Below are 21,731 nucleotides of genomic sequence, written 5' to 3'. Positions count from 1 at the left end.
CCACTAACGACATTGACTGTTATCGGCATTGCCGATAACCATCCGCCCATGCTCAATCCTGTCTGGTTGAAGACCTTCGCAACGGTTTCCGCTTGCCGCAGCTTCACGGAGGCCGCGCGGCAGTTGGGACTGACGCAATCGAGCGTCAGCGAACATATCCGCCGCTTGGAAGAGGCCGTCGGGCGGCGGCTTCTCGTGCGCGACACGCACTCGCAAGCGTTGACGCCCGACGGCGAGGCCATGCTCGCGCATGCGGGCGTGATCTTGCAGGCCATGGAGCGCGCCGAATCGCAATTTCGCGGACCGCGTCTCAAAGGCCGCGTGCGCCTCGGTTCTTCCGACGACATCGCGCTCGGCCCGCTGCCCACGGTACTGGCCGCCTTCCGCCGCGCGCATCCCGACGTCGAGCTCGAAATCGTCATCGGCATGACGGGCCGGCTTTATGAATTGCTCGATGCAGGGTCGATCGACTTGCTCGTCGGCAAGCGGCGGCTCGGCGACAAGCGCGGCGTTCCGCTGTTTACCGGGCGGCTCGAATGGATCGCACGCACGGGCACGCACGTGGATCTCGACCAACCGTTGCCGCTAATTCTGGTCGCCGAACCCAGCGTGACGCGGGCGGTTGTTTTGGACACGCTCGCGCAAACCGATTTTCGGTGGCAGGTGGTCTGCACGAGCAGCAGCCACTCGGGCTGCATCGCGGCGGCCCGTGCCGGGCTCGGCATCACGGTCCGGGCGCAATATCTATCGGGGCGAGGCCTATCGCAGCCGCTGAACGCCGCTAGCCTACCGGCGCTGCCCGATATCGAGTTCATCGCGCTCGCGGCGAGACGGCTCAGTCGTCCCGCTGGCACGCTGTTGCAACTGCTTGGCGACAGCGACCTGCGCGGATCGTGGATCGAGGACTGATCGTCGCCCGAGGCGCAGGAGTGCAACACTATGCTCGATCGTCTCGACGCGGCTCGAGCAGGTCGGCCATGCCCACGCGGTGCAGCATTTCCGATCTGAGCCGGTCCAGTACGGCGAAGCCGACGTCGGCGCCATCGCGAGCCGGGTCGACGTGCACTCGGAACGGCCGCTTGCCGAAGGGCGCGCCGACGACATCGACGATCGCATCGGCCACGAGGCTGGCGTCGGCATCGGGCGGGACGATCGCGGCGAACGCTTGCTGGATCTGTTCGCCGAATCCGGCGTAGGGGCCGTCGTCGTATTGCGCGAACGTCGCCTTGTCGGCAGGCGCGCCGGCATGCGCGAAATGATTCGTGCCGGAGGTAAAGGCGCCCGGGACAACGATCGACGTCTCGATCCCCCAGCGCGACAACTCGCGGGCATATTGAACGGCGATCGAATCCATCGCCGCCTTAGCCGCGAAATACGGCGCTAAATAGGGAGGCGTGCCGCCGGCCGAACTGCTGCTCGACACCCACACCAACAAGCCTTGCTTCCGCTCGCGCATATGCGGCAGCACGGCCCGATTCACGCGTTGCGTACTGAGGACATTGATGTCGTACAGCTGAGCGTATTGCTCGGGCGTGAACGCTTCGGCGGGGCCGAACGCCATGTGGCCGGCGTTATGTACAAGCACGTCGATCCTGCCTGTCTCCGCTATCACCCGGGCAATGGCCGCATCGACCGACTCCTGCGACTGGACGTCGAGTTCGACAGTACGCAGATCCACCTTATTGCGCTCGGCAAAGTCCGCCATGGCGCGAACGGTGTCGGCGTTACGTCCAGTCGTCGCGCGCATCGACGCATAGACGACGTGACCGGCCCTGGCCAACGCTTCGGCGCTCAACCGGCCGAAGCCGCTCGATGCACCCGTGACGACGATAACCTTCTTCATGATGTTCTCCTTGAGCGGGGTATGGACAGACGAACGAGCGACGATCAGGCGATGCCGCCATTGGCGCGGATGGTCTGGCCGTCGATCCAGCCCGCATCCGGGCCGACGAGGAACGACACGACCGAGGCGATGTCCTCCGGCGTACCCAGCCGCTCGAGCGGGGGCATCTTCGCAAGACGGTCGATCTGCTCCGGCGTCTTGTCCTTCAGGAACAGATCCGTGGCCGTCGGCCCGGGCGCCACGGCGTTCACCGTGATATGGCGTCCGCGCAACTCCTTCGCGAAGATCAGCGTCATCGTCTCCACGGCGGCTTTGGTGGCCGCATAGATCGAATATCCGGGCATGGCAAGCGCCGTCAGGCTGCTCGAGAAGTTGACGATGCGCCCGCCCTCGCGAAGCTTGTTCGCCGCGATCCGCAGCGTATTGAAAGTGCCCTTTAGGTTGATCGCGACCAGCCGATCGAACAGCGAATCGTCGGTATCGGCCAAGGCCGTCAAGCCGGGCTGCATGATGCCGGCGTTGTTGACGACGATATCGACGCCGCCGAACAGCGTGATCGCCTGATCGAACATCGCGGCAACCTGCGCGGGCACGGCAACGTCCGCTTGGATCGCGGCCGCACGGCCGCCGCTCGCCGTGATTAGCTCGACCACAGCGTCGGCGTCGGCTTGGCGGCCCGCGTAGTTGACGATGACCGCCATGCCGTCGGCGGCCAGCCGCGTGGCGATCGCCGCGCCGATACCGCGCGATGCGCCGGTGACGATAGCGACCTTGCCTGCGTTCGTTTGCTTGCTCATTTCGATGCTCCTTTTCGGTGGGGTGGGCTGGTTCGTTGATGCGATGGGTGCATCTTCCCGCCGAATCGGTTATCTTGGAATGCGCATAACCGTCATATCGCCTATGCACAAACCGTATGATCATGTTCGACGACCTTACTTTGCTTCGAGCCTTTGTCTCGATTGTCGAGAGCGGCAGCATTTCCGCCGCCGCGCGCAAACTGCGCGTCACGCAACCGACGTTGAGCCGTCAGCTTCGCTCGCTCGAAGCGCAATGCGCCGCGCCGCTGATTCGTCGCGATACCCATCGCATGCATCTGACGGACGCGGGGCATCGTTTCCTTGCCGACGCGCAAGCGCTACTGTCGCTCGCGGACGAAGCGCAGCAGCGCTTTCGCGAAGACGAGCATTCATTAGCCGGCAGTATTCGCGTATTTTCGACGATCGACTTCGGCCAATCTGTCGTCAGCCGGTTGATCAGCAGCTTCATCCAGGCCCATCCGGCCGTCAGGATCGAACTGGGCTATTCGAACCGCCCGTTGCACATGATCGAAGAAGGTTGCGACGCGGGCATCGTGGCCGGAACGCTTACCGACGAGCGGGTCGTCGCCCGATCGCTCGGGGAAATCAAGCGCTTCCCTGTGGCCGCACCGTCGTTCGTCGCGCAGCACAAAGGCCTGAACCGGATCGATACCATCGGCGGCGTTGCCTGGATTGCGCTATCGAGCAGCCAGTTCGGCGGCGCTAAAGACGTGGTGTTGTGCTCGGGGGCAGCGGAGCGGACGATCGCCATCGACCCGGTGATGATCTCGGAAGGGGTCACCAGCATGCGCGAAGCCGCGCGCATGGGGCTCGGCGTCGCCGTATTGCCGCAATGGCTGATCGACGAGGATTTGGTTTCAGGGCGTCTCGTGCGCGTCCTCCCTAAGTGGCACGCGAAGCCCCTGCCCGCACAGATCGTCTATCCCGTGCAACGCCGGCTGCCGTTGCGCGTGCGGGCATTTATCGACTTTTCGACGGAATATCTGCGGACCGTGCTGAAGTAGAAACGGGACGCTACGTGCGTAGGCCGAGCACTTGGAGGTATGTTTGGAGCGAGCGTTGGACCGACTCGGCGACCAAACGCGTAATGCCCTCGAAGGCGCCGCTCACACAGGCCTCATCGAGCGCATCATAGTAATCCAGCCGGTCTTCCTTACGGATGACCGCGGGCGGATAGCCGAACTTCATCAATTCGAAGTTGAGTAGTAAACGCCCCGTCCGGCCGTTTCCGTCGACGAACGGGTGAACCTTCACGAACCGCGTATGCAGTTCAGCCGCGCGCTCGACCGGACTCATCGCTCTTGCCTGCTCATACCAATCCACGAGCGCAGCCATCTCCGCCGGCAGGTGCAGGAAGTCCGGCGGCACGGTGCTGGCACCCGAGATCACCACGTTTTCCTGCCGATAGCGCCCCGCCTCGCCGTCGTCGATCCCTTTGAGAACCAACATGTGAATGTTGCGGATCTGCCATTCCGTGAGCGGCTCTTGCTTTGCGACACTCTCTTCGACATAGCGAATCGCATCGCGATGATTCACCGCCTCGCAGTGCTCGCGTAGCGACTTACCGCCCACGGTGATGCCCTCCAGCACCACTTTGGTTTCGCGCAGCGTCAGCGTGTTGCCTTCGATTGCATTGGAGTGATAGGTCCACTCGAGCGTAAACTTTTCGCGCAACGATGCCAGTGTATGCGGCGGCAGCGGACGCGCAGCATCAAGCTTCGCTTTGTCGGCGGCAACGGCATCCAGCAAGGTTTTCAGCGATGCATCCATGAGTTCTTCGCGCGTTTCAATATCGGCACCGGACGCCGACGCTGAACCGAGTATAAGTCAGTTGCTTACTCCACCACGCGCACGCTGTCCGCTCGCCTTTCCCAAACCCGCCTCACAAAGTCCGAACGCGCTTGCGCGGACTAATCCATTCCCGCTCCTGCGACACAGTCCCCGGTTCGATCACGTCGTCGGATTTCGCGCGATTCCATCGGCCGCTGACCACTTGCGCATTGCTGAACGCATCGATCCCGTTGCCGGACCCCGCTTTCGCGATGATGTGATCGACCTGCGGCGCGAACGCGGTCGAGTCTAAAAACAACGCGCCGCGCGGCACTTTGAAGCGCGGCGCCAAATTGACCGCCTGCGCCCATTCGCGTACCGCGTACTCGTAACGTCCCATCGTCGATCGAGGGTTGGGCGGCGCGGTCAGATCCATCGTCACCTCCACTTCGCGATATACCTCATCGTCGTCGTTGTCCGACACGAGCAGGCAATCGTAGCGATTGAAGATCATGTTCGCCGCGAAGATCAGTTCGCGCTGCCAATCGTCGAACCCGCTCGCGTGGAAACATTTGCCGAGGCTCATGCCCTCCAGTTTCGGATGGATCCGCTGCAAGATATATTCTTCGAGCATATAGTCGAGCGCGGCGTATGGTCGACGATGCGGCGGCGGCAGCTTGAAACTCGAGAATCTTGCCTCATGCGTGTTTTCCAATCGCCAGCCCGTCTTCTCCACGTGTGCATGGGCTTCCAGTAGCGGCTCACGCAACTCGGTCGCCAGCGCGCGCAGCGTGGCCAGATTCATCGTCCCCACGACGGAAACATCGTCGGGCAGGACCGGACTCGGCAAGCTCGGCGTCAACGTCAGCGTCCGCATATGCTTGAAACTGAACGGGTTGAACAACAGTCCGATCGAGCTTTGATAACCGCGCGGAATGTCGCCGAAAATCGCGTTAGGACCGGACAACACGTTCTCCCACCCGGCGCGAATACGCAGGTCGTTCTTCTTGCCGAACGTATAGAAATCCACGACGTATCGCGAGGGAATTCGCGGATCGCGTCCGTCGTAAAAGCAATCGATCTTCATGCCGAGCAGTTCGTCGCGCCGAGAAGCCGCAATCGTCGTGAGCGCCGCTTCTACCTGCGTCTTCCAAGTCTGCTGGTTGAACAAACGCGGCATTGGAACGAGGTTGCGTTCGTCGTCGGCGCCGCCGTACACGTCGGCGATCAAGTGCCCCCGTTCGGTGTGCGGGGGCATTTCGTCGTAGTCCCCTTCGGAGTGGAAGATGCTCGCATCGAAGAGTCGAAGCGAGACCGGATACGACTTCAAATTCTTGCGCTCGCCCGATTTCTTCGCACCGGCATCGATCAATGCATAGACGCGCGTGACGCGCTCACGCACTTGGTAAATCGCTGCCAGACCCACGGGCATGTGCATTGCCGGATGGAATTGAAAAGCGGCCGTTTGCACGCACCAAGCCAGAACTTTCGCCATCGTCGCCCCCTCTCCCCAATTCGGCTTACGGCTCGACGCCGAGCATCGCCATATAGCGCCCGAGATCGCCCTCTTGGCTCACGATGTCACGCATCAGCTCAGGCAACGGCATATGGCCCCAACTCACGGCGCGCGCCAATAGGTAAGGCGTCGGACTGTGCGGCTCGTGCTCCGCCAGGTAGCGGGCAATGTCTTCGAGCAATCGATAAGCATGCGCGCGATCGACGATGTGGTCGCGCGTAAGGGGGAGGGTTCGGGGCTGCATCTCAACCTCCAAGTGCGCGTCGTCGCTATCGTCAACGCGAATATCGTCGACATCGTGGCTAGCCGAGGTCGCGGGCACGGCTTCATCCAACGCATGATTGCCGCGCAGCGCCCGCGCCGCGCGTTGCAACTCGCCAAGCGTGGCCAGCACGCGGGTAAAGCTCGGCGCGTCGTCGCCCAAGCGCTGGTCGAGCCGGCGCGATAGGTCTTCGATCGCGGTCAGCACTGTTGCCGCAGTCCGCTCGAGCTGCCGCAACAAGGCAAGGTTCGACCCTTGCGCCGCCTCGCGATCGAGCATTTCCCGCGGCAAACCCGTCGCCGGCGCATCGTCGTCTTGCAACGAGGCCGCCACGACGCGCTGCCAGTCGTCCAAATTGACGAAGCCCGGCTCCACGGATAGACCGATCAACGGCACATGCAACTTCAGCACCGTCTCGAGCCGGCGGCTGATCCAATGCAGCGGCGCGGCACGCGCCTCCACGTCGTCGCCGTCGATCGCGGGGTACGCATGCTCCCAATATCGATCGACGAGTTCGGTCAGCAGTTTCACGCCGGCCATCAACCCTTCGAGCCGATAGAGCCGCGTCCACGCATCGCATAGCCACACCGCGAGATGAAAATCCTTGCTGCGCAGGCGCAGCGCATCGGCGCTGAGCGAGGCGACCGTGTGCCAATCGGCCTTCACGAGCGGACGCTCCCACTCGCCCATCGGCAAGGTGGGATCGTCCTCGCGCTGGGCGTCGCGTATCCGCTGCCAGATCGGATCCGATCGCAGCGACACGCCCACACCATCCCCTTCCGGCAACGGGCTCAGCAAAGGCTGTAGATCGACGGCGAAGCTCAACTCGGCTTCGATCAAATCGGACGGGTTCATGATGTGCTCCAGATCGGGGCGTGTGTCGGGAAGCTGCTCGGCCAGGCGAGCGGAATCTTTTTACCGCCCGGCGTCAGCCGCACGCGCAGATAGACACGGCCGCGCGGATACTTCGCAACGAGCGCCGTGTCGGTCGCATTGGACGTCGCGAGCGGAAACTCGAACTTCAGCAGCGACGCGCCCGCGCTCGCCCGCACGGTCGTATCGGCTACGCGCTGCTCCGAAATAAACGACAGCAGCGCCCAGGGATCAGAGAACTGCCAGGTCAACGTTTCCCCGTCTGTCGTGAAGTTGCGCTGCGCCGGATCGTTTTTCGCGTTGAGCGGCGAGTTCTTCGCGAAGCGCAACACGAGCGTCACGGGCATGCCGTATTCCCAGTGCACCGATTGCGTGGGGTCTTGCAGCGACACGCTGTGATCGCCGACGCGAATCGTCCAGTCGATCAATTGATTGCCGGCCACTTCCCCCGCGCGGTCGGCACGGAAATCGACCGTGACGTCATAACCGGCCGTCGTCCCGTCCGCGCCCGGATAGAGCGGCGCGAGCAGCGCATCCACGGGATCGAACTGCTCGACGAAATGCCGCACCGAACTCGCGCGAAGCGCCTTCGCACCGGCACCGGCCGATCGAAGCGCCGGCGCTACCTGCTCGTAGCGCTTGAGCGCCACGCCGAGTTCGCCGTAATCGGCCGGCATCGCCGGCGTATCGTTCGCCTTGGCGGGAACGAGCGGGCCGGAGAAAGGCCGCCGCCATGCCACGCTTTGGTTGTAGATCGACGCGAAACCGTCCCATTCGCCGCGCAGCGCATCCGAGAGCCCGGAGCCGCAGCGCGAGAGCAAGCTGTCGTACAAGCGCATATGCAGCGACGTGAAATAGTCGCCGCCCACGCCGGCCGGGCGCGCCGGGAAGCGCTCGACACACTCGCCGGCGTTCGGATCGGCCGCGACCGTTTGCAGGAATTGCTCGAGCATGAGCAAACTGCTGTTCGGGTTCTTGAGCTGATAGCGGTCGAGATCGGTCACGATCGCCTGCCAACGCTGGGCGAGCGGCGCATTCGCATCGGCGCTGTCGAGCGCCGACAGATACGTCTTCGCCTGCTTGCCCAGCTCGAGCGCGCGCAGCGACTGCTGCTGCAAATAGACGTTGAGCGCGGCCGCATCGCCCACGCCGAACGCCGCGAGCACGGGTTTGCCGCCGCTCGCACCGCTACCGGCCGGGCGCGTCGCATACAGATCCGATTGAGCGAGCGCGTTATCGACGAGGCGAAGATGCTGCATCGCGTCGCTCGATACGAGCGTATCCAGATCGGCCGCCTGCGCATTCGCGCCCATCTCCGCGAGCGTGGCGCGAATCTTCACAAGGCGCGGCCGAGCCGCGTCGAATGAAGCATTGGCTGCGCCCGCCGTGTCGCCCTCGGCGGGCGAGACCGAAGCGGCCGACGCCACTTGGTCGAGAACAAGCCGCGCGAACTGGGCATCGAGCGCCTGTTGCACGGCGGGGCGAACCGCGTCGGGCAACGTCGCCAACCCCTCGGCGAGATAGTGTTTGCGTTCGTCGCCGAGCGCGATCGCTTGGTCGAGCTGCGTGCGGTCCCAGGTCACGATCGAACCGTCGGGCACCGTCGGCAACGGCAGATTGCGCGGCGCCACCATGAACGGCTGCGACAACAGCTTCGCTAAACCGTCGCGCAACGCAAGGCGCGCCGGCGAAACGACATAGCGCGCATCCTTATCCATCCATACGACGCCGCCGTCCGGCCCGCCGAAGCGCTGCGCCATTTCAGTGGCGAAGACTTGGAACGCCGTGCCGGAACGTTCGCGCAGGCGGGAGACGAGATCGGCCCCGAGCAGCCGGTCCTGAGCCGCGCGGATGAACGTACGATCCCATACCGGTCCCGGATTGAACTGCGTCTGATGCATCCAGCCCGCCTTACCCGACGCGAGCAGCGTCTGCTGCGTATCGATACCGGAGACGATCGCCCGATAGCTCGCGCTCGTCTGACCGAAATCGCCGAGGCCCACGCTGCCGACCGAAAGCGCATCGATTTGGCCGGTGACCGCGCGCTCGGCGGCAAGCAGCGGGTTCGCCGTAAACATCTGCGCGTCCAATTGCTGCGCGCCCTTGTCGAACGTGCAACGCACCGCTTGCCCGATGACCGTCACGTTCAAACCGCCGGTGCGGTCCGCCGCGTAGGCGTCGCCGCGACTCGATACGTCGCGGTAAAAATAGCGCAGGCTGCCGGCCACATTGCCCTGCAACTCGGCGCCGAACGCGTAGCGCACGACAAGCCTGAGTGCCTCTTCGTTCCCGGGCGAGGGCCGTTGCAGGCGTTGCATGGCGGCGAGCGCGGCATCGAGTTGATCGACCGACGTCACGTAACGCTGCATCGCCTGCATCGCCGGCAAGTCTTCGACGGCCAAACTGCCGACCACCGGCGAGTCGCTACCGAGCGCCGGCGCGGCGCAATCGTCGCCGACGATCAGTTGTCCCGTGCTGGGATCGCTCGCCACGCCCGTCATCCGGCTCACGTGCGCAAGCATCTCCCGTTCGAGCGCCGTCAGCGCAATCTCGCCGAACTCGCGCTCGAAGCGCGCCCGCACGCGCTCGTCCAGATCGTCGAAGACGCTCCACGAACCCGGCATGAACACGGTCCAAAGCGTGCCGATATGTTCGCCGTTCAAGCCGATCAGCGACAACGTTTTGCTGCGGTACCAGTCGGCCGGCAACGACTCGCCGCCGCGCGCCGCGGCATCGCGTTCCTGGGCATCGGCGTGCAATTCGTTGAGCGCGGCGACGAGCCTCGGATTGCGGTGGCTCAGCGCGAGCGTCGCGCCCGCGAGGCCGAACGCCCATCCGCCCAACAGCGCAATGCCGCCCCAGCGGACCGCCCGATGCAGCATCGGCCGTGTCAGGTGCTGCGAGCGCGACGGGCGCGTCAAACCATATTCGAGGAAGATCTTTTTCTCGAACAGGTCGCGCAAAAAGGCCGGCTGCAACATCAAATCGTTCAATGCACGGCTGCCGTCGTGCGTGCCCTCGTCCGCCGAATCGGCGCCTGCCTCCGCCGCGAAGCGCGGTTCGGCGCGCTCGGCATACGGATCGTAGGCCTCCGGCGACTCGATCGCTTCGCCTTCACGGGCTTGCTCGTCACCTTCGCCGCGCTGCGCGAGTTCGCCGCTGTCGCCGGTCAAATAGATGCCGCGGAAGAAGAACGGCTCGTGGTAGGCGCTCGGCCGCATCAACTCGTCGACGTAGAGCTGCAATTGCGCGCGCATCGTTTCGACGCGCGCCGGCAGCAACAGACATCCCTGTACGTCGAGGCTACCCGTATCGAGCGTGAACAGCTCGGCGCTCGCATCGGACACGGCCCGCTCGATGCTGCCCATCGCGGTATCGACCCAGTTCGACTGGTAGGTCGTCGATAGATCGAACGGCGAGGACCAGCCGAGCATGCTCGCCCGCAGCGGCTCGGGCAACGCACGCGCGAACGCGGCGAAGCCGGGCAGCGCTTCGCATCCCGTCACGACGACGTAGACCGCGAAACGCATCGCGAAGCGATTTTGCGCGAGCCATAGGCGGCGGTGCGCAAGCTTGGCGTGGCGTTCCAGTTCGAGGCGCGCGTCGGGGTGATCGGCGAGCAGCATGGATGCCGGCACGGTGACCACGACCGAATCGAACGGCCGCTGCGGCCGATAGTTGCGGCACAGGCTCAGAAATTCGTCCCAAGGCTTCTCGTCGCTCTCCTCGTCGGGCGAGCCGAGGTACGCGGCTTTGATGTCGATGGCGATGCCGCGATCGAAAAAATTCCACGAGATTCCCTGGATCGCGGCCGGATTGGCGGCCTCCGAACTCAACACGCTCGCCACGCCCGCCTGTGCGATCGGTAGCGGCCGCGGGTCGTCGCCTTCATTCAGGACGATCACCCAAGGAACGTTGTAACGTTCGCTGCGCGAGGCAATGTTGCCTTCGATCAACTCCACGGCCTGGCGAAACGCATTGCGCAGCGAATCGGTGCGCAGCCGCACGATCTTGCGTTCGGCGGCCGGCTTGTTCTGCGCGCTATGCGCGGCGATCCACAGCACCGCGCCGAGCACGACCAGCACGAGCGCGATCAGCACGGCAACGGACAGTAAGAATAGATTGCTCGTCAGCATGCCGCCGCCCCCGCAATGAACGAACGATGCAAGGCGCTCATGAACTTACCCCCACCACGGTATCGCCGTGCAGGGCCTGACGAACCGGCCAGGATTGCCACAGCCACAAAATCTCCGAGATGGCGAGCAATGCGACCACCGCGAGCAAGGCCATCACGCTCCAACGGCTCACGCTCGGCAGTTTGCGCGGCGCGATATGCGAGAGCGTATTCGTATAGGCGGACTGCGCCACCACGCGATCGCGCCCGCCCAAATCGGCACGGCGCTGATAGATGAATTCGTAAAGTTCCTCGCGGTAGCTGCGCAGGCGCGCATCGGCCGCGTCGCCGCCGCCGCGAAAGCGCCCTTGAAAGCCCATCGCGAGCGCGAACAGATACAGACGCGCGATCTCCCGCCGTGACGGCTCGCGATCCGACAACAACTCTTCGATTTTTTTGAAGACGAGATCGCCGGCGATGTTGGTCCGAAACAGCGTCGATTCGAGCAGGTACGACGTCCAGCGCTCGCGCCCGGCCCATTGCGCGTTGAGCAGCAACTCGTCGGCGAGCACGGCTTTCAGGTAACGGGCGTCGGCCACGTTCTCGATGTCGAAGCGCGTGCTCTCGCGACGCGATTGCAGCGTCTGAATCTCGAGCACGTTCAGCAGATGCCGCGACATCCCCTGCGCGGCCTCTTCGGCATCGGTTCCGGCCGCCTCGGAGAACCGCTTTTGCGCCTTGACGAGCTCGTCGAGGAACGCGCGAAACTGCTCCATCGCGGGGTCGTTCTCTTCGGTTTCAATACGATTGCGTGCCATCTTGGTGTCGATCGTCAGTCTTTCGTAAACAGCAACATTTCCTGAGGGCGCTGTGCGCTCGCCCCTTCGTTCGGATTGCCGATGACAAGCGCCTCGCCCGCCCGAACGAGCATCGGATCGGCCGCAACCTCGAACAACAGATAACCGGAACCCGACCGGATGCCGAGTTCTTCGGCATACTCGACGGGCCGGCGCACGGCGCCGAGCACGCGCCGGCTACGCAACGAGGCATAGACCGACTCGGAGCCGATCACGGCGCCGTCCATCCAGGCCAACAGATCGCGATCCGATTGGCCGCGCAGGCCGATCACGAGACGCCCGTCCACCCATTGCGGCTGAACGACGATGTCGAACAGGTCGTTGCCGAAATGGAATTTGCGTTCGCGATACCCTTCGCTGACCTCCGCGATCGCCTCGCGCAGCGAGCTCAGGAGCGGCGTGAACACCGCGAGCGGATCGGCATGGTCGTAATCGGGCGGCACGGGCGGCATGCCGCCGGGCGCGAGCATCGAAAGCGAGCCGTGCAGCGCCGCCAGCGCGTGATAAAGCGCGAGCGGATGCAAATGCGGCGTGCGCAACACTGCCTCGGCCAACGGAAGCGCGCTGAGCAAGCTGCGTAACCGATCCTTCAGTTCGAGCTGGGTCAACCGATCGTCCGCCTTCGACGAGGGAATCGCCGTCTGCCGCGCGACGAACGCGGCCTTGCCGCGCACCTGGCCGAGCAACGAGGCAACGGCCGTCCACAGCGGGTTGTCGCGCGCAACTTCGAGCAACGGCGGCTGGCGCTCGCCGAGCTTGACGACTTCGTTGTCCTTATAGACCGTGCCGAGGCACAACGACACGAAACGCCCCGACGGAATCTCGCCGGCCTCGAGCGCGAGATTCGGCACCAGGCGAGGGATGTCGGCCGGCGGCGCACCGGAGGTGCTGTCCTCGACCGGCTCGCCGGGCACCGAACGGAACCGGCGCAGCTCGGCCTCGCCGCGCATCGACGCGGCCACCGGCAGCGTGAGATAGATCTCGAGCTGCGTCGTCGCGAGCCGCTCGGCGAACGGCGCGAGCGACAGCTCCAGTCGTCCCTGCTGCGCGAACTCGGCTGAATACGAGACGGCCGTGCCGTCCGGCATGATCGCCTCGAGCGCGAGCACGCGCACGACGCCGGCTGTGAGCAAGCCTTCGTCGAATACGAGGCGCCGCACGCCCCAGCTGAACGGCGCGGCCGTCAGGCTTTGCCATGCCACGAGCGAATCGACGCGCGCCCCCAGCAACTGAAAATGCTGCGGGGCGAGCATCATCCCCTCGAACCATTCGACGCGCTCGACGATGGGCAACAGTCGTTCAGGCATGACGGCACCCCGCATCACGGAGAACGGCCCGGCCGTACGAAGGCGCGGCGCGCCGGAAATCGAAAGCACAGCGAAGCTCTGTCATTTGACACTCGAAACGGAAAATGCGTTGTCGCCGAGTTGCACGACGAGCCGGCCATCGAATCGCTCGACTCGCACGCGATGGGCACCCGGCCCTGGATAGTCCGCGAATACGAAGACACCCGCCACGCGCGGTCCGCGCAGCTTGTCTTTGGGCACCACGAGGCGCTGGCCCGGGACGAGCTCCCAGCTCTGGTAGCGAATCGCGTCCGGGAACGTGCCGACCAAATCGCCGCGCGCGGCAAACCATTTCGAAGCGGGCAGCTCGGCCACGCGCGCGAGCAGGGCCTTATCGGTCACGAACACGACGTCGACCGCGACGGGACTGTCGTTGTTCGCATCGTCGCTGGCCGCGAGCGTCAGCTCGTCCCATTTCACTTTGTCGCCCGACGGGAACAGCATCGAGCAGCCGGAGAGTCCCGTGAAGCACAGCGCGGTCAGGAACCCCGCGGCCCACCGCCTAAGGGATCCCGTCTCGCCGCGTGCGAAGAGCTGCCGCCGCGCCCAGCGTCGCCAGTCCGTCATCTTGCTCCCACTCCTATACCCATGACTACGATCAAAGAAGCCGCCAATACCGCGCAGAGCGCCACCAACGCGAGCTGCGCTCGCGTAAATGCTAGGCGTACCAACGCGGATTCGCCATAAAGCGTGGTGGCTTGCGCGGATGCGGGGGCGCGATCCGGCTGCAAACCCGCCGACACCAAGGCGACCACGGCGCAGGTGGACAGCAAGCTCAGCAAATTGCGCGGTCCGTCGCAAATCAAATCGATCGCGACGAACAGCACCAAGGCGGCCTCGGCCGGCAAGCGCAGCAGCGATAAGACGATCCCCGCCGCCACGATGCCGCCGGCCCCGTTGCGCCCCGCCGACGCGAACGCGGCCACCGCGGCGGCGGCGCCGATCATCGCATAGTCGGCGACGTCGAGCGAATGCGCATAAAGGTTCGCGACGAATACGGTGACCAAGGCGAAATAAAGCGCGGAGCCGGCGCGCACGAAGACCGCACCGAACGGCACCACGAGTTCCGCGACGCCGCGACTGCAACCGAGCTTTGCGCTCATTGCTTCGATCGTGTGCGGAATCGCCGCCGTCGCGGTGCCGGACGTGAACGCGACAAGCATCGGCGCGCGCAGGCATGCGAGCGCGCGCACGAACGACACGCGCGTGCGCATCGCGATTGCCGCGATCGCAATGCACGACAACCCGCCCGCCAAGACGAGGAAGACCCCAATGAACCCGCTCATCGCCGAGAGCAACGCTCGCGGCGTATGCGCGACCAAATGGGCCGCGGTCCCGAACACGAGCACGGGCAACAACAGATTCGCGTAGTCGATCAGCGCTTCGAGCGCACGGTAGATGCTTTCGAAGATCCCGTTCAGCACCTTCGTCTGCTCGCTCGAAAGCGCGGCGAACGCCATGCCGAAGAAAATGGTGCAGGTCAGAATGCCGAGCGCCCGGCCGTTCGCGAGCGCGCCGAAGAAGTTATCGGGCACGACATCGGTCAGGGCGAACGCGCCTTCGGTCGACGCCTGCGCCCCTTGCGCGAACAAGGCCATGCGCACTTCGCCGGCGTTGCCGCTGCTCGCGAGGATCAACCGGCCGAGTACGTCATGCGCGGCCGCCGACAAATCGAGCCCCGGCGCGGCAACCACGCCTGCAATCGTACCGGCGACGCCGCACAGTGCAACGAGCGCGATCGCCAACGTCAACATGGTGCCGATACGCAGACCGGGGCGCGGTAGCGCGAGCAGTTGCCGCAACCCGAAAAACATCGCCACGACGAGCAGCGGCACCGCCGCCATCGTGACGAGCGAAATATAGATCTGGCCGAGGGCATAGGCGGCGGCGCCCACCGGTTCGACGAACGCACCGGCCACACAGCCGAGCAATACGCACAGCAGCAGCACCGGCGCGGAATTGGGCAGTCGTCTCAGCGCGTTCATCGTGGCGAATTCCAGCCGCGCGCTAGACCGTACGACACGGTCGCGCGGGCAAGTTCGAGCGTGCTATCGATGACCGGTATCGCGGGAACGTCCATCTCCCGCGCGGCGAGCGGCAGCTCGGTGCAGCCCCAGACGATCGCCTGCGCACCGTGCGCGAGGAGCCAATCGAGCGCCGCCGCGAGATGTTCGGCCGATATGCCGATCCGGCCCGCCTTCACTTCGCGGATACAGGCGTCGATATGCTCTTGCGTCGCGGCGTCGGGATCGACCGATTCCAGCCCGCGGGCCACGAGCATCCGCTGGTAAAGGCCCGATCGAAATGTCCCTCCGGTGGCAAGCACGGCGACGCGCGATACGCCCTCCGGCACCGCCGCCACGCTCGCCTCGGCGATATGGATGATCGGTGCGCGACTGTGCGTGCGCATTGCGTCGTACCAGTAATGCGCCGAGTTGCACGGGATAACGATCAGCTCGACCTCGTTGCGGTTGAGCATGTCGATCCCGCGCAGCAGTGCCGGCAACGGGCTCTCGCCGTTGCCGAGCATCGCTTCGGACCGGTCGGGAATATGCGGCAGGTGGGCGACCAGCAGCTCCAAATGCTGTTGGTCGCGCGATGCCCCGGCCGAGCTCGTCAACGCGATCACCCGCTCCATGAAATCGACGGTGGCAAGCGGCCCCATGCCGCCCAGGATGCCAATTAGCGCCATGGCCTGATCCTAGAGCTTGAGCGGCCGGGGGCAAATGACCGACACGGCCGCCGTATTGCCGATGACCAGAATCAGCGTACGCAGCATGTCGCACAACGGGTCGACCGCGAGGAACAGGATAAAGGCCGCCTCGAACGGCAAACTCAGATAGACGCAGGTCATGCCGATCAGCGAAACCGTCACGAGACCGGTCATGCCGGCCGACGCGAAGCCCGCGAGAATCGATGCGAGCAAGACAGTGCTGACTTCGGCCACGCCAAGGTGACGCCCATAAAGCTGCGCGACGAATAGCGTTGCGCAGACGTAGTAGACCATCGGGCCGACGCGCAGCAGCGACACCGTCAGCGGCACCATGAGTTCGACGCGCGAACGAGCAAAGCCGAGGCGGTCGACCAAGCTTTCGATCATGCTCGGCATGCAGGCCGCGCTATTGCGCGTCGCCAGTGCGAGCGCGAACGGCGCGCGCAGCGCATCGAGCGTGCCGCCGAGCGAATTGGCCGAGCGTTTCCAAATGATCGCGGCCGCCAGCACGAGCAACAATACCGCGACGATAAAAAATGCGATGACGAATTGCAACATTGCGTGCAAGGGCCCGACACCCGACTTGCCCAGTTGCGCCGCGCTCATGCAGAACAAAATCAGCGGCAGCGGGTAGCTGAGCCAGTGCATGAGCTTTTGGCAGGCGTGATAGACCGTCTCGAGCGCCTGGCTCAAGCCCACCGAAATCCGTTCGGGCACGCGGCCGACGGCCAAGCCGAACAAGAGCGCAAACACGAGCGCCTTTAATGCGTCGCCGCTCGCGAGCGCCGCGAAGATGTTGCTCGGCACCAAACTCTTGAGCATATCGGTGAAGCCGACCGTCTTGGGCACGGTATCCGTGCCGTACAGGCTCATGACGGTTTCGTTCGTGCCCGACGCGTCGCTGCCGACCATCGCACCGAACGTTTGCATCGTCGCGGTCGAGAGGTTCGCACCCGGCCGCATCGTCAGCAGCACGATCGCGCCCACCACCGCGACCGTCGCCGAAGCGCCCAGGATCACGATGACGACGCGCAGCAGCAAGCGCGAGGTACCGCCGTCGCGGAACAGGCGCTGCAAGCTGAAGATCACGGCGGACACCATGAACGGCAACGTCGTCATCTTCAACAAGTTGACGTACAGATCGCCGATCACGTCGAGCCGTTGCGCCATCAACGGCAACAACAGGCCGAAGGCGCTGCCGAGCGCCAAGCTGCCGATCACTACCCACGGATTCACCGCCAGGGCGTAGAGTTTGTTCATATTCATCGTCCGGTCTCCAAAGCGCGCTTTTGTTTTAGTTATCGGTGGCTTGCAACAGTGTCTTTACGTCGAGTTTCTTGCTGCGTTCCGCCAGGAATTGATTGACGAACGCGAGCAACGCGGGCGTGGACACGTTCACCCCGATCGCGATCGGATCTTCGAGGTCGTCCAGCGTCACCACGCGCAATTTCAGCGAGGCGGTGGGATCGCTCTTGAGCACATGCTTGACTTCGAATTCGTCGCGGTACGCGGCCGTCACCTCGCCCTTATCGAGCCCGCCGAGCAATGCATCCCAGCTCGGATACGCCCTGACCTTCGCGTTCGGGAAATTCGTTTGGACGTACTGCGAATACGAGGAATTCATGACGACGCCGATCGTGCTGTCATACGAGCGGATCACCTCGGGCGCGGGCCGGCCGTGTGCGACCTGCGCGAAATTCAAACGATTCAGCAACAGCGCGCGATGCAGCCGAACGTAGGGCGTGCTGAAGCTGATCAGTTCGGCCCGCGCCAATGTCCGCGACAACTTGCTGACCGCCAAATCCGCATCGCCGTTCGCAAGCTCTGCAACGACGCCGTCGAACGTTTTCGCGTCGCGATTGAAGCGCACCTTGACGCCGAGCTTTGCCGCGAGCTCGTCCGCGATATCGACGTCGATGCCTTGCAGGCGGCCGTTGCGCACCTCGAAAAACGGCGGCTGGTCCACGCCGAGCATCGCGACCACGAGTTCGCCGCGACTCACGATGCGGGCGAATTCGGGTGCGAGCAAGCGTCCGTCGGGCATGCGCACGAGCCCGGTCGCCGTCATCGCAAGCGGCGCGCTGGCCGCCGGCGCGGGCGCGGCGACGGGCGCCGGCGTGCCGGCGGCGTTCGCGGCATGCGTGCCGGCGATGAGCGAGACGATCGTCGCGAAAGCGGCGGCGGCAACGCGGCGCGCGAGCGCGAGCGCAAGCGTATGCGCGCGCGCCGCGCGGGCCGTGACCGAGCGCCTGAGCGAAGCGAGACCCGAAAAGTGAAGCGTAGGCATAGCGATTACCGTTTGCAGTTTCAAGAAGCGTTGGAAGCAGGTGCGGCGGACGCGGCGGTAGGCGCATCCGCACTGGCGGGCACGGGTGCGCGTTCGCTTGCGGCAGGGGTGCCGGACGCCTGGGCGGGCGCAACATAACGCGCGCCGATTTCGACGCCGAGCAAAAACAGCAAGACACAGAGCAGCAAGACGCAGCACGCCGCGATCGTGGCCATTCGAGTCGTCATGGAAAACACATAAGGCATCGCCGTTCGTCCTCAGGGAACCATCGTGGTGAATTGCGCGGGCGCCACGATCTGGATCACGCCGCCCCAGTTGCACATCAATGTCGAATCGTTTTGCAGCGCCGGCATCTCGCCGATCAGCACCGTTGGCGAACCGGGCATCCAAGGCGCCGCCGTGGCGGGCACGCACGGCATCGGGGTCAATACGCCCATTGCCGCCGCGGTCGCCGCCGCGACAGTCGGGTTAGCGGGGCAATTGCACATGCCGAACGGCAGCACGTTGACCATGGGCGCGTTGTCCATGATGGTCGCGGCCGGCGCACCGGCCATGACGCACGACGTCGGCAACACGTTCAGCGATGAAGGCGCCAGGCCGAAGCTGCATTTCAACATGGTGCCGGCGGTAACCAAGATGCCCATCGATCAGCCCTTTACCCATTTTTCGAAGTTCGAGACGATTTTCGGCAAGCCCGCAGCCTGACCGGCAACGGGCGTGTCGATCTCGCGCCAGACTTCTTGCGGTTTTCCGTTCACGTAGCGGCGCTCCGCCATCACACGCTCATCGGGATCGAATCGCCGTGCAGTCCCATGCAGCAATCCTGCGTGGTAGGGCAGGCTCTGCACCAAGGTGCCGTCGGCGGCGTACTCGCGCGTTTCGCCCTCGAGCACGCTGGTGCGATAGCACGCGCGCCGCACGACGACGCCTTCGTGTAGAAACACCGCTTCGCCTTCGAGTTTGCCCGCGCGATACGGCAGCCGCGACGTGACTTGACCCGACGGCGCATACGACACGCTCTCGCCTTGCAGCACGCCGGCCACATACGCTTGCCGTGCGGCCACGCGCCCGTCCTGGTAGAGCGTGGTCACGCCATGCTCCTTGCCGTCGACGTAATGCGCCTCCTTGACGAGCACGCCCGGCGGATCGTAGGCGCGCATCGCCCCGGACAGCGCCCCGTGCGCGTAGTGCGCTTCGAACGTGGGCTCACCATCCGGCGTGCAGCGCGCCATCGGCCCATGCGGGACGCCGTTCAGTAGCGCATCGCGCCCGACGATCGCGCCTTTCGCATCGCGTTGCTCGACGACGACGCGACCCTGCGCCTCCGGGGGCGTGGCGGAAGCAAGCGGCGAACGGTTGGGCGCGAGATCGGTCATGGCGATATATTTCGAACGATAGGGGCGACGTCAATTCAGTTTGACGAGGCCGCCCTTCAGGGCCAGCATTCCACCGCCGTCGACCGTGGCCGTCGCCGATGCCTTTCCCTGCAATTCGAGCCCTTCGATCGTGAGCGTCGTGCCTGCTTTGTTCTCGAGTGTCGTACCCGCTTCGTTCGCCATCGACGTCCCCGCTTTCGAGCTAAAAGACGTACCCGACTTGAACGTGATCGAACCGCTGACGTCGATGGTCAAATTCCCACTGACCTTCAGCGTGTAATCGCCGGTCACGTCATGCGTAAATTTCGCGTGGTTCGTATGCGTCTCGTCGCCCGTGACGTCTAGCGAGCGCGTGCCCTTGACCGTGTGCGTTTCCTTGCCCGTCTGCACGTCGACCGTGCGATCGCCCTTTTGAACCGTATGGGTCTCGTTACCGGCGATCACCGTCGTTGCCAGCGCGTTTTCGATCGAGACATTCATGTCTTTCTGCGCGTGCAGATACAACTCCTCGCTGTCGGTCTTGTCTTCCATGCGAATTTCGTTGCCCGCCGTACCGCTCTTCGAAGAACGCGACATGATCGTGCTACGCGTTTGCATCGACGGCATCGCGTACGGCAGCGTGCTCGACTGGTTGTAGACGCAGCCCGTCACGAGCGGACGATCGGGATCGCCGTCGACATAGCTGACGATCACTTCTTGGCCCACGCGCGGCAGGAAGAAGTGTCCCCACCCGTTGCCCGCGACGGTCTGCGCGACACGTACCCAGCACGACGTGTTTTCGTTCTGGGTGTTCGAACGATCCCAATGAAATTTGACCTTGATGCGTCCGTAGGCGTCGGTCCAAATCTCCTCGCCCGACGATCCCGACACGGTCGCCGTATGGTTGCCGGCCACAACCGGCCGCGGCGTGACGAGCGGCGGGCGGAATGGAACCGAAGAGGGAAACACCACGAATTCGTTCCTGTACTGGTCGTTCGTCGCACTATGCTCGACCGCGCGCACGACGTAGCTCGCGTTGACCGCGCTATTGGCATGGCCGCCGAGGTTAAAGCTCGAACCGGCCGTCAGTGCGAAACATACGCTGGTACCCTTGCCGGTTTGCTGACCGACCTGCTGCGCCGCAAGCCGCAGATCCGCGGTACGCGTGCTGTCCGATGCCTGCGCATAGCGGCCGGGGAACGTGTATCGCGTGCCGTTCGTCGTCCCGCTCGTCGCGTCCGACGTGGCCGTCGAAATAGCCGCCGAGGTGAAGTCGTAATCGGCGACGATATGCGTGCGCTCGGTGAGCCCGGTGACGAGTTCGAACGCGCTCACGCGCTCGGCCGGGCTATGCGCGACCGAGTCGCTGGAGACCCAAAGCTGCGACGCATTCGGTGTCGGCTCGTGCGCCGAAGGGCTATCCGCCAACACCATCGTATGGCTGCCGTTCGCGAACGTGAAGAAGTAGAAGATGCCCTCCTCCTCCATCAGCCGCGAGACGAACTGAAACGGACTTTCGTCGTACTGGACGCAGTACTCGCGCACGGCATAGGTACCTGTCGTGCTCTTCTTGACGGTGATGCCGAGGCCCGAAAGCACCTGCTGGACGATATCGAGCGCACTGAGGTTCTGATAGATCGTGCGGTCGCTGCCGAGAGTGGCGAGCCACAAACGCGGCGCCAGGGCCGCCGAATAGTAGCCGTTCGCCGCATCGGCACCCACCTGTGCGAAGCGCGTGACGATGCCGTTGAAATAGCGCGCCGCGCCGCCTTGCGTTTGGACCGTGACCGTTACGCTTTGTCCGACGATGGACGCCGGCGAGAGCGCGGTGTTCGTCGAGCGCATCCTGAGCTCGAAATGGAACGGCTCGGAGATCGCCTCGCGGCCCGAGAAACCCTCGAGCACGAGCACGTCCGCGCCGAACGGCGAACTCACCGAGAGAAAGCTGCCCGTTTGAACCGTCGTCACCTGCGGCAT

19 protein-coding genes are annotated in these 21,731 nt (G+C 64.3%); 2 read left to right on the top strand and 17 right to left on the bottom strand.

Going from position 1 to position 21,731, the window contains the following annotated elements; genetic code table 11:
* Positions 1-48 precede the first annotated feature (48 nt).
* The gene (locus AB1286_RS23080; protein ID WP_430365570.1) at positions 49-909 is read left to right on the top strand and encodes a LysR family transcriptional regulator; all 861 of its coding nucleotides are present in this window, start codon (positions 49-51) and stop codon (positions 907-909) included.
* 28 nt (positions 910-937) lie between these two features.
* Here AB1286_RS23080 and AB1286_RS23075 read toward each other — a convergent pair whose 3' ends face one another.
* A complete protein-coding gene (locus AB1286_RS23075; protein ID WP_430365569.1) occupies positions 938-1,843 on the bottom strand; it encodes an SDR family oxidoreductase in 906 nt (301 codons plus the stop codon).
* Positions 1,844-1,887: 44 nt separating this feature from the next.
* Positions 1,888-2,640: an SDR family oxidoreductase gene (locus AB1286_RS23070; RefSeq protein WP_430365568.1), complete on the bottom strand. Its 753-nt coding sequence runs from the start codon at positions 2,638-2,640 to the stop codon at positions 1,888-1,890.
* A gap of 122 nt (positions 2,641-2,762) precedes the next feature.
* Here AB1286_RS23070 and AB1286_RS23065 point away from each other — a divergent pair, with 122 nt between their 5' ends.
* Positions 2,763-3,665, top strand: a complete 903-nt coding sequence (locus tag AB1286_RS23065) for a LysR family transcriptional regulator (RefSeq protein ID WP_430365567.1) — start codon at positions 2,763-2,765, stop codon at positions 3,663-3,665.
* Positions 3,666-3,675: 10 nt separating this feature from the next.
* On the opposite strand, the gene AB1286_RS23060 is transcribed toward AB1286_RS23065, so the two are convergent.
* From AB1286_RS23060 to tssI, 15 genes are all read right to left on the bottom strand, one after another.
* A complete protein-coding gene (locus AB1286_RS23060; RefSeq protein WP_430365566.1) occupies positions 3,676-4,431 on the bottom strand; it encodes a Fic family protein in 756 nt (251 codons plus the stop codon).
* Positions 4,432-4,543: 112 nt separating this feature from the next.
* The gene (locus tag AB1286_RS23055) at positions 4,544-5,926 is read right to left on the bottom strand and encodes a DNA/RNA non-specific endonuclease (protein ID WP_430365565.1); all 1,383 of its coding nucleotides are present in this window, start codon (positions 5,924-5,926) and stop codon (positions 4,544-4,546) included.
* A 25-nt stretch (positions 5,927-5,951) separates the two neighbouring features.
* A complete protein-coding gene (gene tssA / locus AB1286_RS23050; protein ID WP_430365564.1) occupies positions 5,952-7,064 on the bottom strand; it encodes a type VI secretion system protein TssA in 1,113 nt (370 codons plus the stop codon).
* Complete coding sequence (locus AB1286_RS23045; protein ID WP_430365563.1) at positions 7,061-11,218, bottom strand: type VI secretion protein IcmF/TssM N-terminal domain-containing protein; 4,158 nt, start codon at positions 11,216-11,218, stop codon at positions 7,061-7,063. The genes tssA and AB1286_RS23045 overlap by 4 nt, the downstream gene beginning before the upstream one ends.
* Positions 11,219-11,255: 37 nt before the next feature.
* Positions 11,256-12,014: a DotU family type IV/VI secretion system protein gene (locus tag AB1286_RS23040; RefSeq protein WP_430365562.1), complete on the bottom strand. Its 759-nt coding sequence runs from the start codon at positions 12,012-12,014 to the stop codon at positions 11,256-11,258.
* A 14-nt stretch (positions 12,015-12,028) separates the two neighbouring features.
* Positions 12,029-13,360, bottom strand: coding sequence for a type VI secretion system baseplate subunit TssK (gene tssK, locus AB1286_RS23035; RefSeq protein WP_430365561.1), 1,332 nt, complete (start codon positions 13,358-13,360; stop codon positions 12,029-12,031).
* A gap of 81 nt (positions 13,361-13,441) precedes the next feature.
* Positions 13,442-13,966 (bottom strand): hypothetical protein, encoded by a 525-nt coding sequence (locus tag AB1286_RS23030; protein ID WP_430365560.1) that lies wholly within the window; start codon positions 13,964-13,966, stop codon positions 13,442-13,444.
* Positions 13,963-15,384: a dicarboxylate/amino acid:cation symporter gene (locus AB1286_RS23025; RefSeq protein ID WP_430365559.1), complete on the bottom strand. Its 1,422-nt coding sequence runs from the start codon at positions 15,382-15,384 to the stop codon at positions 13,963-13,965. The genes AB1286_RS23030 and AB1286_RS23025 overlap by 4 nt, the downstream gene beginning before the upstream one ends.
* Positions 15,381-16,091 (bottom strand): aspartate/glutamate racemase family protein, encoded by a 711-nt coding sequence (locus AB1286_RS23020; RefSeq protein ID WP_430365558.1) that lies wholly within the window; start codon positions 16,089-16,091, stop codon positions 15,381-15,383. Before AB1286_RS23020 ends, AB1286_RS23025 begins: the two co-directional genes overlap by 4 nt.
* A gap of 9 nt (positions 16,092-16,100) precedes the next feature.
* Positions 16,101-17,378 (bottom strand): dicarboxylate/amino acid:cation symporter, encoded by a 1,278-nt coding sequence (locus tag AB1286_RS23015; protein ID WP_430365557.1) that lies wholly within the window; start codon positions 17,376-17,378, stop codon positions 16,101-16,103.
* A gap of 28 nt (positions 17,379-17,406) precedes the next feature.
* Complete coding sequence (locus tag AB1286_RS23010) at positions 17,407-18,399, bottom strand: substrate-binding periplasmic protein (protein ID WP_430365556.1); 993 nt, start codon at positions 18,397-18,399, stop codon at positions 17,407-17,409.
* Positions 18,400-18,419: 20 nt separating this feature from the next.
* Positions 18,420-18,626 (bottom strand): hypothetical protein, encoded by a 207-nt coding sequence (locus AB1286_RS23005; RefSeq protein ID WP_430365555.1) that lies wholly within the window; start codon positions 18,624-18,626, stop codon positions 18,420-18,422.
* A gap of 30 nt (positions 18,627-18,656) precedes the next feature.
* Positions 18,657-19,043, bottom strand: a complete 387-nt coding sequence (locus AB1286_RS23000) for a DUF4280 domain-containing protein (RefSeq protein WP_430365554.1) — start codon at positions 19,041-19,043, stop codon at positions 18,657-18,659.
* 3 nt (positions 19,044-19,046) lie between these two features.
* Positions 19,047-19,775 carry a toxin-antitoxin system YwqK family antitoxin gene (locus AB1286_RS22995; protein WP_430365553.1) on the bottom strand — a complete coding sequence of 243 codons (729 nt, stop codon included), beginning with the start codon at positions 19,773-19,775 and terminating at the stop codon, positions 19,047-19,049.
* 30 nt (positions 19,776-19,805) lie between these two features.
* On the bottom strand, positions 19,806-21,731 hold the full coding sequence (gene tssI / locus AB1286_RS22990; protein WP_430365552.1) for a type VI secretion system tip protein TssI/VgrG: 1,926 nt from the start codon (positions 21,729-21,731) through the stop codon (positions 19,806-19,808).

It is taken from the genome of Trinickia sp. NRRL B-1857 (assembly GCF_050470685.1).
Taxonomy (GTDB): domain Bacteria; phylum Pseudomonadota; class Gammaproteobacteria; order Burkholderiales; family Burkholderiaceae; genus Trinickia.
This window is presented reverse-complemented; position numbering and strand designations above follow the sequence as displayed.

What these genes read in the sequence shown, in the direction of transcription:
- tssK (WP_430365561.1), bottom strand. Translation starts at nt 13,360, where the DNA reads ATGCCTGAACGACTGTTGCCCATCGTCGAGCGCGTCGAATGGTTCGAG.
- AB1286_RS23015 (WP_430365557.1), bottom strand. Translation starts at nt 17,378, where the DNA reads ATGAATATGAACAAACTCTACGCCCTGGCGGTGAATCCGTGGGTAGTG.
- AB1286_RS23000 (WP_430365554.1), bottom strand. Translation starts at nt 19,043, where the DNA reads ATGGGCATCTTGGTTACCGCCGGCACCATGTTGAAATGCAGCTTCGGC.
- AB1286_RS23020 (WP_430365558.1), bottom strand. Translation starts at nt 16,091, where the DNA reads ATGGCGCTAATTGGCATCCTGGGCGGCATGGGGCCGCTTGCCACCGTC.
- AB1286_RS23010 (WP_430365556.1), bottom strand. Translation starts at nt 18,399, where the DNA reads ATGCCTACGCTTCACTTTTCGGGTCTCGCTTCGCTCAGGCGCTCGGTC.
- tssA (WP_430365564.1), bottom strand. Translation starts at nt 7,064, where the DNA reads ATGAACCCGTCCGATTTGATCGAAGCCGAGTTGAGCTTCGCCGTCGAT.
- AB1286_RS23055 (WP_430365565.1), bottom strand. Translation starts at nt 5,926, where the DNA reads ATGGCGAAAGTTCTGGCTTGGTGCGTGCAAACGGCCGCTTTTCAATTC.
- AB1286_RS23070 (WP_430365568.1), bottom strand. Translation starts at nt 2,640, where the DNA reads ATGAGCAAGCAAACGAACGCAGGCAAGGTCGCTATCGTCACCGGCGCA.
- AB1286_RS23075 (WP_430365569.1), bottom strand. Translation starts at nt 1,843, where the DNA reads ATGAAGAAGGTTATCGTCGTCACGGGTGCATCGAGCGGCTTCGGCCGG.
- AB1286_RS23030 (WP_430365560.1), bottom strand. Translation starts at nt 13,966, where the DNA reads ATGACGGACTGGCGACGCTGGGCGCGGCGGCAGCTCTTCGCACGCGGC.
- AB1286_RS23045 (WP_430365563.1), bottom strand. Translation starts at nt 11,218, where the DNA reads ATGCTGACGAGCAATCTATTCTTACTGTCCGTTGCCGTGCTGATCGCG.
- AB1286_RS23040 (WP_430365562.1), bottom strand. Translation starts at nt 12,014, where the DNA reads ATGGCACGCAATCGTATTGAAACCGAAGAGAACGACCCCGCGATGGAG.
- tssI (WP_430365552.1), bottom strand. Translation starts at nt 21,731, where the DNA reads ATGCCGCAGGTGACGACGGTTCAAACGGGCAGCTTTCTCTCGGTGAGT.
- AB1286_RS22995 (WP_430365553.1), bottom strand. Translation starts at nt 19,775, where the DNA reads ATGACCGATCTCGCGCCCAACCGTTCGCCGCTTGCTTCCGCCACGCCC.
- AB1286_RS23025 (WP_430365559.1), bottom strand. Translation starts at nt 15,384, where the DNA reads ATGAACGCGCTGAGACGACTGCCCAATTCCGCGCCGGTGCTGCTGCTG.
- AB1286_RS23060 (WP_430365566.1), bottom strand. Translation starts at nt 4,431, where the DNA reads ATGGATGCATCGCTGAAAACCTTGCTGGATGCCGTTGCCGCCGACAAA.
- AB1286_RS23080 (WP_430365570.1), top strand. Translation starts at nt 49, where the DNA reads ATGCTCAATCCTGTCTGGTTGAAGACCTTCGCAACGGTTTCCGCTTGC.
- AB1286_RS23005 (WP_430365555.1), bottom strand. Translation starts at nt 18,626, where the DNA reads ATGACGACTCGAATGGCCACGATCGCGGCGTGCTGCGTCTTGCTGCTC.
- AB1286_RS23065 (WP_430365567.1), top strand. Translation starts at nt 2,763, where the DNA reads ATGTTCGACGACCTTACTTTGCTTCGAGCCTTTGTCTCGATTGTCGAG.